The 16,213-nt window shown below is 65.2% G+C and carries 13 protein-coding genes and 1 tRNA gene; 10 read left to right on the plus strand and 4 right to left on the minus strand.

The genetic code is table 11. The features are described from left to right. Positions 1-23: 23 nt before the first annotated feature. The 8 genes from HMPREF9710_RS08940 (at position 24) to HMPREF9710_RS08975 (ending at position 9,646) form a co-directional block, all read left to right on the plus strand. Positions 24-1,451, plus strand: coding sequence for an efflux transporter outer membrane subunit (locus tag HMPREF9710_RS08940; protein ID WP_005665705.1), 1,428 nt, complete (start codon positions 24-26; stop codon positions 1,449-1,451). 32 nt (positions 1,452-1,483) lie between these two features. Beyond that, entirely contained in the window at positions 1,484-3,208 is a 1,725-nt protein-coding gene (locus HMPREF9710_RS08945; protein WP_005665706.1) for a DUF8614 domain-containing protein, read from the plus strand. Positions 3,209-3,313: 105 nt separating this feature from the next. Beyond that, positions 3,314-4,936 carry a methyl-accepting chemotaxis protein gene (locus HMPREF9710_RS28810; protein WP_005665708.1) on the plus strand — a complete coding sequence of 541 codons (1,623 nt, stop codon included), beginning with the start codon at positions 3,314-3,316 and terminating at the stop codon, positions 4,934-4,936. A 125-nt stretch (positions 4,937-5,061) separates the two neighbouring features. Next, positions 5,062-5,760 (plus strand): hypothetical protein, encoded by a 699-nt coding sequence (locus HMPREF9710_RS08955; protein WP_005665710.1) that lies wholly within the window; start codon positions 5,062-5,064, stop codon positions 5,758-5,760. Between the two features lie 139 nt (positions 5,761-5,899). Further along, positions 5,900-6,304: a hypothetical protein gene (locus tag HMPREF9710_RS08960; protein WP_005665711.1), complete on the plus strand. Its 405-nt coding sequence runs from the start codon at positions 5,900-5,902 to the stop codon at positions 6,302-6,304. 239 nt (positions 6,305-6,543) lie between these two features. Further along, positions 6,544-7,617: a BON domain-containing protein gene (locus HMPREF9710_RS26520; protein WP_005665713.1), complete on the plus strand. Its 1,074-nt coding sequence runs from the start codon at positions 6,544-6,546 to the stop codon at positions 7,615-7,617. A gap of 167 nt (positions 7,618-7,784) precedes the next feature. Further along, the gene (locus HMPREF9710_RS08970) at positions 7,785-8,624 is read left to right on the plus strand and encodes an HDOD domain-containing protein (protein WP_040775255.1); all 840 of its coding nucleotides are present in this window, start codon (positions 7,785-7,787) and stop codon (positions 8,622-8,624) included. Positions 8,625-8,716: 92 nt separating this feature from the next. Beyond that, the gene (locus tag HMPREF9710_RS08975; RefSeq protein ID WP_005665716.1) at positions 8,717-9,646 is read left to right on the plus strand and encodes a choice-of-anchor A family protein; all 930 of its coding nucleotides are present in this window, start codon (positions 8,717-8,719) and stop codon (positions 9,644-9,646) included. 64 nt (positions 9,647-9,710) lie between these two features. Here the strand turns inward: HMPREF9710_RS08975 and HMPREF9710_RS08980 are convergent, their stop codons facing one another. The 4 genes from HMPREF9710_RS08980 to HMPREF9710_RS08995 form a co-directional block, all read right to left on the minus strand. Next, a complete protein-coding gene (locus tag HMPREF9710_RS08980) occupies positions 9,711-10,886 on the minus strand; it encodes an MFS transporter (protein WP_081589872.1) in 1,176 nt (391 codons plus the stop codon). 136 nt (positions 10,887-11,022) lie between these two features. Beyond that, positions 11,023-11,637 carry an IMPACT family protein gene (locus HMPREF9710_RS08985; protein ID WP_005665718.1) on the minus strand — a complete coding sequence of 205 codons (615 nt, stop codon included), beginning with the start codon at positions 11,635-11,637 and terminating at the stop codon, positions 11,023-11,025. 61 nt (positions 11,638-11,698) lie between these two features. Next, positions 11,699-11,774: transfer RNA gene (locus tag HMPREF9710_RS08990), tRNA-Lys, on the minus strand. A 104-nt stretch (positions 11,775-11,878) separates the two neighbouring features. Further along, entirely contained in the window at positions 11,879-12,502 is a 624-nt protein-coding gene (locus HMPREF9710_RS08995) for a hypothetical protein (protein ID WP_005665719.1), read from the minus strand. Between the two features lie 197 nt (positions 12,503-12,699). Between HMPREF9710_RS08995 and HMPREF9710_RS09000 the strand changes: the two genes are divergently transcribed. Both HMPREF9710_RS09000 and HMPREF9710_RS09005 read left to right on the plus strand, forming a co-directional pair. Continuing rightward, positions 12,700-15,111 carry a type VI secretion system Vgr family protein gene (locus tag HMPREF9710_RS09000; protein ID WP_005665720.1) on the plus strand — a complete coding sequence of 804 codons (2,412 nt, stop codon included), beginning with the start codon at positions 12,700-12,702 and terminating at the stop codon, positions 15,109-15,111. Continuing rightward, positions 15,101-16,147: an IS256 family transposase gene (locus HMPREF9710_RS09005; protein ID WP_267871914.1), complete on the plus strand. Its 1,047-nt coding sequence runs from the start codon at positions 15,101-15,103 to the stop codon at positions 16,145-16,147. The genes HMPREF9710_RS09000 and HMPREF9710_RS09005 overlap by 11 nt, the downstream gene beginning before the upstream one ends. The last annotated feature ends 66 nt before the right edge of the window (positions 16,148-16,213 follow it).

Raw genomic sequence — 16,213 nt, forward strand, 5'->3', positions numbered from 1 at the left:
GAATTCGAATGAAGAGATCAACCATGTTCAAACCTCTCGCCACCGTCATCGCGATCGGCGCACTGCTCGCCGGCTGCACCACGCTCGGCCCGGATTTCAAGGCGCCGGATGCGCCGGCGCAATCTGCGTTCCGCCATCTCGACGCGGGCAGCGACAGCGCGCGCCTGCCGGCCTGGTGGACCGTGTTCCATGACGCCACCCTCGACAGCCTGGAGGCGCGCGCGCTGCGCGACAATCCGGGCGTGCAGGCCGCGGCCCAGCGCCTGCTGCAGGCGCAGGCGCAACTCGGCGTGGTGCGCGCCGGCCAGCTGCCGAGCGTCTCGCTCGGCGCCGGCGTGTCCAATAGCCGGACCTCGGCCGAAACGTCGCAGGGCCTGGCCCTGGGCGGGCGCTCGATCGAGGGCAATAACTATAGCGTCGGCGCGTCGCTGTCGTATGAGCTCGACCTGTGGGGCCGCGTGCGCCGCGTCGTCGAGGCCAGCGATGCGCAGGCGCTGGCGGCGCAGGATGACCGCGACGGCGTGATCCTGCTGCTGTCGAGCCAGGTCGCGTCGTCGTACTGGCAGCTGCGCGGCCTGGATGCCGAGCGCGCGATCCTGGAGGACGCCCTCGCCACCCGCCGCGAGTCGCAGCAACTGGTCGAGGCCCGCTTCCATGCCGGCCTGTCGAACGAGCTGGACGTGTCGCGCGCGCGCATCGAGCGCGCCAACGCCGAAGCCGACCTGCACGAAGTGCAGCGCCAGCGCAACCTGGTGGAGCACGCGCTGGCCACGCTGGTGGGCAGCACGCCCAGCGCGCCGTTGCTGGCGGCAGCGGACGTGCAACTGCCGCAGCCGCCCGCGATTCCCGTCGGCCTGCCGGCCAGCCTGGTGGGCCAGCGGCCCGACCTGGCGGCCAGCGTGGCGCAGCTGAAGGCGGCCAACGCCCAGATCGGCGTGGCCGAAGGCGCCTTCTATCCGGCGCTGTCGCTGACCGGGAATTTCGGCTATGCCTCGCAAAGCCTGAACGACCTGACGAGCGGCGGTGCGCGCCAGTTCTCGGCCGGCCCGCTGGCGCTGTCGCTGCCGATCTTCGATGGCGGACGCAATCGCGCCAACCTGGCGCTCGCCAGGGCGCGCTACGACGAGGCGGTGGCCAACCACCAGACGACATTGTTGACGGCGCTGCGCGAGGTCGAAGACGCGCTGTCCGACCTGCAGCAACGCCAGAAGCAGGGAGACGTGCAAGCGCAGTCGCAGGAGGCCGCGGCGCGCGCGCTGCTGGTGGCGCAGGCGCGCTACGAGCGCGGCGTGTCGACCTATCTCGACGTGACCGACGCCCAGCGCAGCACGCTGGCGGCGGACCGCGCCGCGGCCCAGATCCGCACCCAGCGCCTGCTGGCGACGGTGGCGGTGGCGCGCGCGCTCGGCGGCGGTTGGGAGCAGGGAGAGGCGCTGGCGACGGTGCGATAATGGTCCGGTTGTCATCCACGACCCGAGAGACCATGAAAACCATCCTCGCACCACTCGTCCTGTGCGCCGCCATCGGCGCCGCTGTTGCCCCGACCGTGCAGGCGCAAACAGCGCCCGCGGTCGCCAGCGCCGACCAGCTGCACGCCATGGCGAAACGCTTCGCGCCGGTCGAGCTGCGCGCCGACGTGTCGCATCTCTCGAAGGGCGACCGCGCCGCCATCGCCAAGCTGATCGAAGCGGCGAAGATCGTCGACACGCTGCAGTTGCGCCAGCGTTGGGCCCACAACGAGGCCCTGTGGAACGCGCTCAGGAAAGACACCACGCCGCTCGGCCGTGCGCGCCTGGATGCCTTCTGGCTCAACAAGGGCCCGTGGTCGAACCTCGACAACAATGCCTCGTTCATGCCGGCCGAGTATGCGGGCATCAGGATTCCGGCGCAGAAGCCCGAGGGCGCCAACTTCTATCCGGAAGGCGCCACCAAGGCATCCCTGGAAAACTGGATGAACGGCCTGGCGCCGGAGCAGAAGAAAGAGGCGCAGTGGTTCTTTACGGTGATTCGCACTGGGCCGGACGGCAAGCTGCGCACCGTGAAGTATGCGGATGAATACCGCCCCGAACTGGAACAGCTGGCGAAACTGCTGCGCGAGGCGGCGGCAGCCACCGATAACGCCTCGCTCAAGAAATTCCTGAACCTGCGCGCCGACGCGTTCCTTTCCAACGACTATCTCGCCTCGGACTTCGCCTGGATGGACCTCGACGCGCCGGTCGACGTGACCATCGGGCCATATGAAACCTATAACGACGAGCTGTTCGGCTACAAGGCCGCCTTCGAAGCCTATGTGAGCATCCGCGATCCGCAGGAAACGGCCAAGCTCGACTTCTTCGGCAAGCACCTGCAGGAACTCGAAGACAACCTGCCGCTCGACAAGCAGTACCGCAACCCGAAGGTCGGCGCCATCGCGCCAATGGTGGTGGTTAACGAGGTCTATGGCGCCGGCGACGGCAATATGGGCGTGCAGACCGCGGCCTACAACCTGCCGAACGACGAGCGCGTGATCCGCGAACGCGGCTCCAAGCGCGTGATGCTCAAGAACGTGCAGCAGGCCAAGTTCGCGTCGACGCTCACCCCGATCAGCAAGCAGGTGCTGGGGCCGGCGGACCAGAAGGACCTGGACTTCGATTCCTTCTTCACCCACATCCTGGCGCACGAGATCATGCACGGCCTGGGGCCGCACCACACGAAAAAGGATGGCAAGGACTCGACCCCGCGCCAGGACCTGAAGGAAACCTATTCGACCATCGAGGAAGCGAAGGCCGACATCACCGGCCTGTGGGCGCTGCAATACATGATGGACAAGGGCCTGTTGAAGGACACGCTGGGGCAGGGCGCGGCGGCAGAGCGCAAGCTGTACAACACCTTCCTGGCCTCGAGCTTCCGCACCCTGCACTTCGGACTGGGTTCGTCGCACGCGCGCGGCATGGCGATCCAGGTGAATTACCTGCTCGACAAGGGCGGCTTTGTCGCCCACGAGGACGGCACTTTTTCGGTGGACTTCAAGAAGATCAAGGGGGCCGTGATCGACCTGGACCGCGAATTCCTGACCATCGAAGCCACCGGCGATTATGCGCGCGCCAAGGCAATGATGGACAGGTACGTCGTGATCCGTCCCGAGGTGCGCAAGGCGCTCGACAAGCTCAAGGCGGTGCCGAACGATATCCGTCCGGCCTTCGTGACGGCGGACAGTTTGCTCAAATAAGCCTGCTGTAAGCACGCCGCGCAGCACCGTGCTATAGTCAAGTCGTTTCCAATAGGAAATACCTATGGTGTTTCCTTTCACTGAACGACTGACACGGTGCTACCCATGAAAACCAAGAATCTGACCATCGGCGCCCGGCTGGCATTCGGCTACGGCGCCGTTTTCTTGTTGATGATCGCCCTGGTCGCGCTGGCGGTGAGCCGCGTGGGCCGGATCGAAAGTGTTCTCAACCATATCAACGAGGTCAACAGCGTCAAGCAGCGCCACGCCATCAATTTCCGCGGCAGCGTGCACGACCGCGCGATCGCCCTGCGCGACGTGGTGCTGGCCCAGGACGGGGCGGCGGCCGCGGCGCCGATCGCCCTGATCCGCACGCTGGGCGACAACTATGCGCGTGCGGCCGGCCCGCTGGATGCGCTGTTCAATGAACGCAAGGACATCCTGCCGGAAGAGAAGGAGGCGCTGGCCGCGATCAAGACCCAGGAAAGCCTGGCCAAGCCGCTGATCGCGCGCGTGATCGCGCTGCACGCGGCCGGCCAGGTCATCGAGGCGAATGCGCTGCTGGCGCAAGAGGCGGCGCCGGCCTTCACTGCCTGGCTGGCCAGCATCAACCACCTGATCGACCTCGAGGAAAAGCTGAGCCACGACGCGGCCGCCGAGGCGCGCCGCATGGCCAACGGCTTCTTCGGCTGGATGGCGCTGCTGTGCGCCGGCGCGATCGCGGCCGGTTCGCTGGCCGCCTGGTACATCAGCCGCGGCCTGCTGCGCCAGCTCGGCGGCCAGCCTGACTATGCCGCCTCGATCGCCAGCGCCATCGCCAGCGGCGACCTGGGCGTGGAAATCGTCACCCGCCCGGGCGACCGCGGCAGCCTGCTGTTCGCAATGCAGGGCATGCGCGACAGCCTGGTGCGCATCGTGGCCCAGGTGCGCAACGGCACCCTGGCGATCGGCGCCGTATCGACGGAGATCGCGGACGGCAATCGCGACCTGGCCAGCCGCACCGAACGCCAGAACGGCACCTTGCAGGCCACCGCCGCCTCGGTCGAGCAGCTGACCGGCACCGTGCGCCAGAATGCCGACAATGCGCGCCAGGCGAACATGCTGGCCGAATCGGCCTCCGAAGTGGCGCAGCGCGGCGGCAAGGTGGTGGCCGAGGTGGTGGGCACGATGGCGGCCATCAACGAATCGTCGAAGAAGATCGTGGACATCATCGGCGTGATCGACGGCATCGCGTTCCAGACCAATATCCTGGCGCTCAACGCGGCCGTGGAAGCGGCGCGTGCCGGCGAGCAGGGCCGCGGCTTCGCCGTGGTGGCGACCGAGGTGCGCAACCTGGCGCAGCGTTCGGCGGCGGCGGCCAAGGAAATCAAGGTCCTGATCGGCAGCTCGGTCGAGCGGGTCGATGCGGGCGCGCGCCTGGTGGACCAGGCCGGCGCGACGATGGACGAGATCGTCACCGGCGTCAAGCGCGTCACCGACATCATGGCCGAGATCAGCCATGCGTCGGTGGAACAGAATGCCGGCATCGAGCAGGTCAATGGCGCGATCGGCCAGATCGACGACGCCACGCGCCAGAACGCCGAACTGGTGCAGCAGGCCAGCCAGGCCGCGGCCTCGCTGGAAGAAGAAGCCGAGCGCCTGGCTCAGCTGGTGAGCATTTTCCGGCTGGAAGGGGCGACGGTGGCGGCCTTGCCGGCTGGCCGCAAGCGGCCTGCGTTGACAGCGTGACGCCGACCGGGGCCGCGCTGACGGCCCCTTGCTTTTTTGAACATAGGGAAATATTTTCCTGAAAGTAGTGCGCGATCTGGGGATAGAATTTCCGATAGGAATTTCGCTCATCCTGGAGAAGCACCATGTCCAAGCCCCTCCTATTCGCGGCCGTCTGCGCCGTCGCATCCGCCGTCCTTCCATCCCAGGCCGCCCAGCTGACCGCGCAGGAATCGCGCTGGCTGCGCGCCGCCGCGCCCGTGCTGGCGTACTCGAAATCGATCGACCTGCCGGTCGACGTCATCGTCCAGCCGAAGGCGCCGGCCGGCGCGGTGCCGCTGGCGATGGGCTTCGACAAGGGGCGCTGCAAGCTGGTGCTGTCGATGCGCGGCAATCCCGAGGCCGAGCAGGTGCTGGCGAACGTCCCCGTCGACAAGCAGGCGCTGCTGATCGAGGCCATGGCCGCGCACGAACTGGCCCATTGCTGGCGCTATGCCCAGGGCGAATGGCATCTGCTGCCGGCCGGCTTCGTCGAAACGGGCCATGAAACCTCGCACGATCCGGCACTGCTGGCGGCGGCGAAGGCGATGCGCGATACCCGGCGCGAGGAAGGTTTCGCCGACCTGGTAGCGCTGGCCTGGATCCAGCGCACCCAGCCGGGCGAATATGCGCGGGTGCATGACTGGCTGAGCGGCGTGCGCGCCGCCGTCGCGGTGCCGAACAGTGGCCACGACACGCGCGCCTGGGTCAGGCTGGCCGGCAACGGCCGCCAGTTCGACAGCCGCCTGTCGCCGTTCGAGGCCGCCGATGCGCTGTGGCGTGAAGGCTTGTTGCACGGTGATTGACGGTTCAGATAGATCGACGGTCGTCGCTATCGTCCCGATAAGCTTAATTGGTTTTTTAATAAGCGTTCGATGCCGCACAGAGTGCTCTGCGGCGCCGTCGTTTAATCGGTCTCACCAATAACCAATAGAGGGACTCAACATGAAATCGTTCATCGCCACCTTGATCGCCACCGCCGCCGTCGCCGCCATCGGCATCGCTCCCGCCACCGCCCAGACCAATAAGGACGCCCACAAGACGGCGATGGACAAGGCCAAGGCCGATTACCGCGTCGCCAAGGACAAGTGCGACGCCATGAGCGGTCACGCCGAAGACGTCTGCGAAGACGAGGCCAAGCTGGCCCGCGCGAAAGCCGAACTGGACGCCACCACCAAGTTCGACAATACCGGCAACAATGTGCGCAAGGCACGCGACAACGTGATCGACGCCGAGTATGAACTGGCCGACGAAAAATGCGATTCGCTGAAGGGCGACGCTGAAGACAAGTGCGAAGCGCAGGCCAAGTCGACCCGCGACGCCGCACGCGACGCCAACAAGGCCAAGTAATCGCTGAGCACGTCGCGTTCGCACCTCACTGCGGCCGCGATGCATTGCCCCGAGGACGTCGTTCCTGCTGCTGGCGGGAACGGCGTTTGTGCGTTAACGGGACATGCGCAAGGTAAGTGATTTGAGGCGATGTCCCACAGACCGGTTTGTCCGAACAAGGTACGTTGTCGCACAGATGTTGAAGGGTGCAGGGCGTTTAATGGATGCCATCCTAACAACGCATGCAAGGGAATCCGATCATGAAAACCCTCATCGCTACCCTGATCGCAACCGCCGTCTCCGCCGTCGCCGTTGCTCCCGCCAGTGCCGCCCCCGTCGACAAGGACGCCCACCGCGCCGCGATGGACAAGGCCGCCGCCGACTACCGCAGCGCCAAGGCCAAGTGCGACGCCAGGAGCGGCAATGCCGAGGAAGTGTGCGAAGACGAAGCCAAGCTGGCCCAGGCGCGCGCCGAACTCGATGCCTATACCAGATACGACACCACCGGCGGCAACCTGCGCGATGCGCGCGCCAAGGTGATCCGCGCCGAGCACGAATTGGCCGATACCCAGTGCGACGCCACCGCGTCCGGCGACAAGGACCGTTGCAAGGCGACGGCCGGCTCGATCCGCGACGCCGCGCTGGCGCGCCTGGACGACCGCAATATCGACCGCGCCGTCGGCCCCAGCAGCAGTGGCGAGCTGGTGAGCAGCATCGACTCGAAAGATCCGGCGACGGCCGCGGCCGTCCAGAAGTGCGAACAGATGACCGGAGATGCGCGCACCGCCTGCGTGGTCGACCAGCGCGGCAACGTCACCACCGCCACCAACGTGGCCAGCACGACCGGCGCGGCGGTTGCCGCCAATACCCGTGAAGCGGCGGCGAACGCGGCCGAGAACACCCGCGAAGCGGCGCGCAACGCGGCGGACAAGACCCGCGAGGTGGCGTCGAACGTGGCCGAGAAGACCGGCATGGCCGGCGCCGGCGAACGCACCCGCGAAGCGGTCGCCACCGTGAAGGAAAAGACCGCGGCCGCCGTCGACCGCACCAGGGAAATGGCGTCGAACGCCGTCCGCAAGACGGAAAACGCCACCGAGCGCGCGGGCGAGAAGACCGCCCGCGTGGCCTCGGACAGCACCATCACCACCAAGGTCAAGGCCGGCCTGGTGGCCGATCCGGCCCTGAAGGGCATGGAAATCAGCGTCGACACCGAAGGCGGCGTCGTGATGCTGAGCGGCTTCGTCGAATCGAAGGCCGAAGCCGACAAGGCCATGCAAGTGGCCAAGGGCGTCGACGGCGTGACCAACGTCAAGAGCGCGATCAAGGTCAAGTAATGTCGGCCTGACGTAGTGCGCCAGCCCGCGGCCGTCCGGCGCGCGGGCTGTTTTTTTTCGGTGAGTGCTTATGCCGTGTGGATGACGCGCCACAGTTTGGGCAGCCGGCGGAGATGGGGCCGCCATGGCCTCCGGTCCGGCATCCGGCGGGGGCTATAATTACCGACGTGAATAAACTCGAAGCATTTGGATACATCGCGGCGCAGGCCGTTCGCGGTGAGATCACTTTCCCCACCAGCGTCAATGCCGTGCTGCGCCTGCAGCTCGCCCTCGACGACCCCGATTGTCACATCGACGAGGCGATCCGCCTGGTGCTGGCCGAACCACAACTGGCCGCACGCACGGTCGCCATCGCCAATACGCCCGCCTTCGGCGGCAGCAGTACGATGCCGGTGACCAATGTTCGCGCCGCCGTGGCGCGCATCGGCTACCGGCGCCTGCAGGCGCTGGTGGCCAGCCTGGTAGTGCGGCAATTTGGCAACCGCATCAACGATCCGGGCCTGCGCGCCAAGGCCGAGCAATTGTGGGCGCACACGACCCAGGTCGCCTCGATCGCCCATTCGCTGGCGCGCCGGGTCACCGGCGTCAATCCCGATACCGCCCTGTTCGCCGGCATCGTGCACGAGGTCGGCGCCTTTTACCTGCTGGCGCGGGCCGACGAGTTTCCCGGCCTGCTGGACGACGATCCGGAGAACTGGGGCGCCCTGTGCGAAGACGTGGTCAGCGCCGAGGTGATGAAGAAGCTGTCGATTCCGCCGGCGGTGTCGGACGCGATCGCGGACATGCGCGGCGGTTGGCTGAACATGCCGCCGGGCACCTTGCTCGATACGCTGCTGCTCGCGAACCAGTATGCGCCGGTGGCGTCGCCCCTCGACAGCCGTCGCGCCCGGCTGCCGGACCATGGCGAGAGCGCACTCGACTTCGTGTTCGACGAAGTCACCCTGCAAGATATCCTGGATGAGGCGGCCGAGACAGCGAAGGCCATGGGCGACATCGCCCTGGTCTGATGGGATATCCGCGAAAGCGTATCGCTTTTGCAACCAAGCAGCGCGCCAGGGGTGATACTCTTGATCATTATTAATTTCCTGTCGGATTTTTCATGATCAAGCTTGGCGTACTTCTGGGCATGGCGCTGGCCAGTACGGGCGCACAGGCCGGTGTCATCGACCTCGGTTCCATCATGGGCGGTGCGAACGTCTATACGGCGCGCGACTTCAAGGCGATCTCGAGCGACGTCGAAGGGGCGATCGTTGCGGGCGGTAACGTCATGATCCAGAATTACGCGGTCAACCTGAAGAACAAGGCGGCCTACGCCGGGTATTCGATCGTGGCGGGCGGCAATATCTCGCTGACGAGCGGCACGATTCACAATGGTCAAACCTATGCTGGCGGCCAGGTTTCCCTGGAAAGCGCGGCCACGCCGCCGCGTTCGACGGTCAATCCAGTCGATTTCGCCAGCGCGACGGAGCAGTTCAGGGATATCGCTGCCGGCCTGAGCCTGGTCGATGCGACCGGCCGGGTCGAGCGCGAGCACAGCGCCAACAAGCTCATCGGCAGTGGCAATGGTGTTCTTGACATATTCAATGTCTCGGCCGATTTTCTCAATGGCGGAAACAACTGGGTGCTCAGCGGCCTGACGAAGGATCAGACGCTGATCTTCAATATCAGCGGCAAGCACGGCGCCTTCACTGGCGGCATGGATCCGTTGAAGGACTATAACGTCCTGTTCAATTTCTTCGAGGCGGAAACGGTCGACGTGAAAGGCATTCTCGGCAGCGTGCTGGCGCCGCATGCGACCGTTACCGCCAACCATGGCGTCATCAAGGGGCAGGTCATCGCCGACGCCTGGGATTCAAGCGTGCAGGTGGACGCGGAAAATTATTTCAGGCCGGTCGACATTCCCGGCTTCGAATTGGTGAACGACAACCCACCGGTGGACACGCCGGCCGAAGTGCCGGAGCCCGGCACCCTCGCGCTGGTGATGGCCGGATTGGCCGGCGCAATCGCCATGCGGCGCAGGCGTGCCTGAGCAATCGTAAGCAATATCAAAGAGTGAACGCGGCGGCCATGGGCCGCCGTTTTTTATCGCGCGTTCAGACGCAGCCGGCCAGCACGCGCGTCTGCATGCGGTGGCGCGCCAGCATGATCGCCGACAAGCCCACGCCGCACAGCGCCAGGGCCGCCGCCACCCACTGCGGCGCCGTGTAGGCATAGCCGAGGGTCAGCGGGACGCCGCCGAGGAAGGCGCCCAGCGCGTTGCCGATATTGAAACCGGACTGGCCCAGCGAGGAGCCGAGCATCTCGGCTTCGCGCGAGTGCTCCATCAGCAGCAGCTGGATCGGCGGCCCGATCGCCAGCGCATTGGCGCCGGTCAGGAAGGCCAGCACGACCATTGCCAGCTTCGACTCGGCGAGGAAGCCATTGCACAGCAGCAGTACGGTCATCGACATCATGAGGATCAGCAGGGCAGGCAGCGGGTGCACGCGGTCCGCCAGACGGCCGCCGAACTGCACGCCGACCGTCATGCCGACGCCGACCGCGGTCATGATCAGGGGAATCGTGGTCGAATCGAAGCGCGTCACGTCGGTGAGCAATGGCGCGATATAGCTGAACCAGGCGAAGAAGCCGCCGGTGCCGATCGAGACGATGCCCAGCGCCAGCCACAGGTCGAGGTGGCGGAAGATGCGCAGGTCTTGCATGATGCCGGTGCGCTTGCCCGGTTCGATATGCGGCACCCACTGGCGCAGGCTCCACATGGTGAGCAGGCCGATCACGGCCACGATCAGGAACACCAGGCGCCAGTCGATGACGTGGCCGATCCAGGTGCCGAGCGGCACGCCCAGCACATTGGCCAGGGTCAGGCCGGTGAACATGGTCGCGACGGCGGCGGCAGTGCGGCCCTCGTCGGCCAGGCGGCTGGCCACGACCGCGCCGACGCCGAAGAAGGCGCCATGCGGCAAGCCGGCCAGGAAGCGCGACACCATCATGATCTCGAAGTTCGGCGCGAAGGCCGACATCGCATTAAAGATGGCAAACATCAGCATGAACCAGACCAGCACGCTGCGCGGCGGGCGGCCGGCCACCAGGCTGACCAGGGTCGGCGCGCCGACCACGACGCCCAGTGCATAGGCGGTGATCAGGTAGCCGGCTTGCGGGATGGTGATGTGCAGGCCGCTGGCGATGTCGGGCAGGATGCCCATCATGACGAATTCGGTCATGCCGATGCCGAAGCCGCCAAGGGCGAGTGGAAGTAGGCTTTTCTTGATCACGGGATTGTTGTTGTTCGGGGTGGAAAGAGGAAAGCCGGCCGAAGCGTATGCGCGGCCGGGTCTGGCACTATACCGGGAGCGGGCGGGTGCGTCCGCTTTCGTGTCGTGATGACGGGTATAGGGCGCGGGAATGGCTTCAGGCGGGTTCGCGGTCCCCGTCGTCCGCGTCGGACGGCCATTGCAGGCGGCCGTGGCCGGCTTCGTCGAGGCGGGCGCGCAGCGCGTCGGCGGCGTTGGCCGGCAGGCTGAAGGTGAAGCGCACGTCGTCGCCGTGCTCGACCGCGTCGAGGCTGGCGCCGGCGGCATCGAGTTCGCGCCGCAGCATGCCTTCCATGGCGTACGGGGCGGTGCAGCGCAACCGGCGCAGCTTGATGATCGGAACCTTGGTCGCCGTCAGCAGGGCCTGGGCCACGCTGTCGGTATAGGCGCGCACCAGTCCGCCCGCGCCGAGCTTGACGCCGCCGAAGTAGCGCACCACGGTGGCCAGCACGCCTTCCAGGTCCTGGTGGCGCAATACGTCGAGCATGGGACGGCCCGCAGTGCCGCTGGGCTCGCCGTCATCGACGGCGGCCGACTGGCCGCCGGCCAGCAGGGCCCAGCACACATGGGCCGCGCCCGGATGCTGGGCGCGCAGCTCGGCCACGATCTTGACGGCCCCGGCACGGTCCGGCATCGGCTGCACGCAGGCGATGAAGCGGCTTTTCTTGATGACCAGTTCGTGCTGAACGGCGCTGGCGATCGTCTGGGGCATGGCGTTCGGAAAGTGAAAACAACAACGCCAACCTGAAGGCTGGCGTTGTTGTTTGAATCTTTGGTAGGCCGTGCGTGGCTCGAACACGCGACCAACGGATTAAAAGTCCGCTGCTCTACCAACTGAGCTAACGACCCGAAGAAGACGAGATTATAGCGGCACTTAGCCGATTTACCAAGTGCTTCGAATCACTTTTATGCGAATCACTTGATGGATTCAGGCGCACGCAGCCCGTCTCGTCTCATTCCTTGCGCTCGGGCGGGTGGCCGGGGTGCGGCTGTCCTGGCGCATGGTGGGGCGGTATTTCGTTCGCATGGACGGGCTCGGTCTCGGGTTTGTCGCCGCTGTCCTCGCCTTCGACTTCGTCGTCCTCGGCCTTGACCTCGGCCATGGCTTCCGGCTCGAGCTTCTCGGCTTCGGTATTCATGCGTACGAACAGGCCCCAGGTCGCCAGGATCGCCGCGGCGGCCAGGCCGACCGAGGCCGCATGCGGCAGGTACTCGGGTTTGCCGTGCACGAACTGGAATACGCCGATCAGGGTTTCCACCGACAGCGAGACCACCACCACGATCAGGAAGCGCGACAGGAAACGACGCACGCGGGTGGGCGAGCTGATGTTGGCCGAGCGCTGGATCTCTTCTTCCAGCACCGTCTGGCCGAGTTCGAGGGAAGCAACGGCAATGGTCAGCAGGCCAATGCACTCCAACAGGATTTCAAAACGGGCGCGCACGGGAGCGTCGATGCCCGGGTTGAGGGCATTCCAGGCTTCGAGTGCGGACAGGACGATCAGGCCGATGCCGCAGGTAAAGAAGAGGGCGACGATCAGCAGGTACCCGACGAGGAAAATTCTGGAAATAAGATGCATGGCGCGATGGTATAGATAGTTGCAATTACTTTAACATCAAATTCTCGCAGGGCTGCGTTCGGCTCGCGCTGTCGCGTGCGCGTGCTCTTCGTTCCGCGATTTGCCGCTAAGGCTTGCGCTAATGACGGTGCGCAATTCTCCACTGCCCTGCTGCTTATATCGTGTGCCTGATCAGTTGATGAGGAGCACGTATTGCCATGGCGAATGCATTGATCGAGGAGGTGAGCGCCGCGCTGGCAGAGTTTTCTGGAGCAAGCAGACTCATCGACCTCAGGATCGGCGAGCGTGATGAGTACGGGCTGCTGGTCGAGGCATTCGCGGCCGAAGAGGCGGTGCAGGAGGTCGGTCTACGGGATGTGATCGCCTTGTCGACCAGCGCCACTATCCCGGTGACAGCGCTGCTGGGGCAACCGGCCACGCTCGAACTCGCTCTAGCCGATGGCACGCGGGAACGGTTCTCGGGCGAGATCTGCGATGCCGCCATGCTGGGCAGCGATGGCGGGCTGGCGCGTTACCGGATTCGCATCTCCCCATGGATCTGGCGCCTGGCCCATGTGCGCAATTGCCGGGTATGGCAAGACAAGCGCGTGATCGACATCGTCGATGCGGTCTTCGCCGACTACCGGCCGGCGGCGCGCTGGCGCTGGAGCGACGAGACGGCTTCCTTCATGGCTGACGCACTGCCGCGCAGCTATTGCTGCCAGTATCGCGAGTCCGATCTGGACTTCGTGCTGCGCCTGCTGGCCGAGGAAGGCCTGTGCTGGCGGGTCGAGGAGGGCGACGAGGGATACGGCCTGGTGCTGTTCGCCGACAGCAGCCAGCCGGGCGCCGTGCCGGAGGACGCGAGCAGCGCGTCGGACGGCGGCATTCGCTACCACGGCGTCAGCTCGGTCGAGCAGCGCGACTCGGTGCAATCGCTGCACGCCCGGCAGCGGCTGCACGCTTCGCTCATGACGGTGCTCAGCAGCGACTACAAGGCCAGGCGCAGCGTCAGCGCGAATTCCCCGTCCCATGTGCGCTACAACAAGCTGCCGGAACTCGAATCGTATGACGTGCCTGGACAGTATGCCTACGCCAATAGCGCGCAGGCACGGCGTTATGTGGATCTGCAGATGCAGGGAAAGGAGGCGCGCGGCCAGCTCTGGTCGGGACGTTCGACCGTGCGCACCTTGCGTGCCGGCACGCGAATGGACGTGACCGGCGCGCCGCTGCGGCAACTGGGCGCGGCCGGCGCCTTCACCGTCCTGCAGGTGAGCAGCGTCGGCATCAACAATCTGCCGCCGCCGGCCCGGGATGCGCTCGCCGAGCTGTTCGGTCCTCTTCCGGAACTGCTGGAGCAGGCGCTGCGCGTAGTGCCGATGGATTTTGGGCTGGCGATCGCGCAGGCGCGTCGCACCGGCTATGCCAATTGCTTCGAGGCGATCCCTGCCGCGGCGCCCTGGCGTCCGGAACTGCCGGGCAGCGACGGACGCACGCACGCCAAGCCGACGGCGCGCGGGGCGCAGAGCGCGATCGTGGTCGGGATGGGCGGCAGCGACAGCGCGCAGGGCGCCGATGAACTGTGCTGCGACCGGCTGGGGCGGGTGCGGATCCGGTTTCACTGGCAGGACGGCGGCAGCGCGACTTGCTGGGTGCGCGTGGTGCAGCGGTCGGTGGGGTTCCAGTTCTTGCCGCGCATTGGGCAGGAAGTGCTGGTCCAGTTTTTGGAGAACGATATCGATCGGCCGGTGATCGTCGGCGCTTTGTATAACGGGCAGGGCGAGGGAGGCGTCGTGCCGACGCCAGGTGGCGCGCGGGTTGCCCAGGGCAAGGTGTCGCCCTTCGAGAAGGCGAATGATCATGCGCGGTCGGGACAGGGCAATCTGGCGGGCGGTAATAGTCCGGTGTGGCATGGGGCGTCGCCGGAGAGCGAAGGACATCGCAATGGCGCGGCGCAGTGGGGGATTCGGAGCAAGGAATTTGGCGGCCCTGGATATAGTCAGTTGCTGTTTGACGATACCGATGGGCAGGGGAGGGTGCAGCTCAGATGTAGTCATGCGGCGACCGAGTTGAATCTGGGGCATTTGGTTCATTCTGCGGATAACTATCGGGGGAGTTTTCGCGGGCTGGGGGCGGAGTTGCGGACGGATGCGTCTGGGGCTGTGAGGGCCGGCGCCGGGTTGCTGGTGTCGAGTTACAGGATCGAGCATGGGGCGTTGGTACGGGAGCCTGTCGGCGAGAATGAGGCTGGGGTTGGGCTGGTTCGGCAGGCGGTGAAGATGGTGGAGATATTTCATCAGGCGACCACCACTCATCAGACGGTCGGATTGGCGGTGCACGCGGGGGCGAGCAAGACCAATTCGAGTGTGCTGGATGAGAATCGAGCGCCGTTCGAGGCAATGTTTGGTGCATTGACAGGCAGTACCAACAAACAGAATGTCGGCACAGCGGCGATGAACACTAGTGGCGCGGCAAGTGAGACTTCGTCAAAGATGACCGAGCCACTGATCGCAATAGCCGCAATGGACGGCTTTGGCGTAAACGGTGAGCCTGTCAGAATTTCTGTGTGGAACCGGGGTCATGAAATAATCCCGAAAGGACTGTTCCATGACCGAAGTGATGACCACTAAGAAGCTCAAGAAGCAAAAAGCAGCATACCCATTCCCCGTCGAGCTGATCGACCAGTTGCTGGCCCAGGTTGAGAACAAGGACGCTGAGTCGATCCTTGGCGAATCGGGCCTGGCCGGGCAACTCAAGAAGATGCTGGCCGAACGTATGTTGTCGGCCGAGTTGAACCATCACTTGGCCAACGAGGAAGAAGGCACTAAAAACCACCGTAACGGCAGCAGCCCTAAGAAGGTGCTCACGCCCGGCGGCGAGCTCCACCTGGACGTGCCGCGCGATCGCCTGTCGAGCTTTGAGCCCAAGCTGGTGGCCAAACATCAGCGCCGGATGTCTGGCTTTGATGATCACGTCATCAGCATGTACGCGCGTGGGATGAGCGTGCGTGAGATCCAGGCGCATCTGCTGGAGTTGTACGGTACCGAGGTGTCGCCGGACCTGATTTCGACCATCACCGACGAGGTGCTCGACGAGGTCGCACAGTGGCAACAACGGCCGCTTGAAGCGATGTATCCAATCGTCTATTTCGACGCGTTGCGCCTGAAGATCCGGGACGAAGGTACAGTCAAGAACAAGGCTGTGTATTTGGCTCTGGGCATTCGTGCCGACGGCCGCAAGGAAGTGCTGGGTCTGTGGATCGAGCAGACCGAAGGCGCCAAGTTCTGGCTGAAGGTTTTCAACGAGCTCAAGAATCGTGGGCTGGACGATATCCTGATCGCTGTCGTCGATGGCCTGCGTGGCTTCCCCGAGGCCATTGAAGCCGTTTATCCGCAGGCGCAGATCCAGACGTGCATCGTGCACCTGATCCGCAACTCGACGACGCTTGCGGCCTGGAAGGACCGTAAAGAGCTGGCAGCGGCGCTCAAGCCGATTTACCACGCTGCCAATGCCGACCTGGCAGAAGCGGCGCTGGACGCGTTTGCGGAAGGTCCATGGGGCACTAAGTTTCCGACCGTGGCTGCAATGTGGCGGCGCCAGTGGCAGCAGGTGATTCCCTTCTTTGCCTACCTGTTTAGTTCCGTGCGATCATTTTCCTCGTCGTAGCTGGCCTTTGTTCCGTGCAAAGGCTATGCTCGACGACTTGATTGCTGGATTCAGCAGTCCCGGCAT

Origin of the sequence: Massilia timonae CCUG 45783, from assembly GCF_000315425.1 — a bacterium.
Taxonomy (GTDB): Bacteria; Pseudomonadota; Gammaproteobacteria; order Burkholderiales; family Burkholderiaceae_D; genus Telluria; species Telluria timonae.

What these genes read in the sequence shown, in the direction of transcription:
- HMPREF9710_RS08995 (WP_005665719.1), bottom strand. Translation starts at nt 12,502, where the DNA reads ATGCATCTTATTTCCAGAATTTTCCTCGTCGGGTACCTGCTGATCGTC.
- HMPREF9710_RS09000 (WP_005665720.1), top strand. Translation starts at nt 12,700, where the DNA reads ATGGCGAATGCATTGATCGAGGAGGTGAGCGCCGCGCTGGCAGAGTTT.
- HMPREF9710_RS08940 (WP_005665705.1), top strand. Translation starts at nt 24, where the DNA reads ATGTTCAAACCTCTCGCCACCGTCATCGCGATCGGCGCACTGCTCGCC.
- HMPREF9710_RS08960 (WP_005665711.1), top strand. Translation starts at nt 5,900, where the DNA reads ATGAAATCGTTCATCGCCACCTTGATCGCCACCGCCGCCGTCGCCGCC.
- HMPREF9710_RS08955 (WP_005665710.1), top strand. Translation starts at nt 5,062, where the DNA reads ATGTCCAAGCCCCTCCTATTCGCGGCCGTCTGCGCCGTCGCATCCGCC.
- HMPREF9710_RS08945 (WP_005665706.1), top strand. Translation starts at nt 1,484, where the DNA reads ATGAAAACCATCCTCGCACCACTCGTCCTGTGCGCCGCCATCGGCGCC.
- HMPREF9710_RS26520 (WP_005665713.1), top strand. Translation starts at nt 6,544, where the DNA reads ATGAAAACCCTCATCGCTACCCTGATCGCAACCGCCGTCTCCGCCGTC.
- HMPREF9710_RS08975 (WP_005665716.1), top strand. Translation starts at nt 8,717, where the DNA reads ATGATCAAGCTTGGCGTACTTCTGGGCATGGCGCTGGCCAGTACGGGC.
- HMPREF9710_RS09005 (WP_267871914.1), top strand. Translation starts at nt 15,101, where the DNA reads ATGACCACTAAGAAGCTCAAGAAGCAAAAAGCAGCATACCCATTCCCC.
- HMPREF9710_RS28810 (WP_005665708.1), top strand. Translation starts at nt 3,314, where the DNA reads ATGAAAACCAAGAATCTGACCATCGGCGCCCGGCTGGCATTCGGCTAC.
- HMPREF9710_RS08985 (WP_005665718.1), bottom strand. Translation starts at nt 11,637, where the DNA reads ATGCCCCAGACGATCGCCAGCGCCGTTCAGCACGAACTGGTCATCAAG.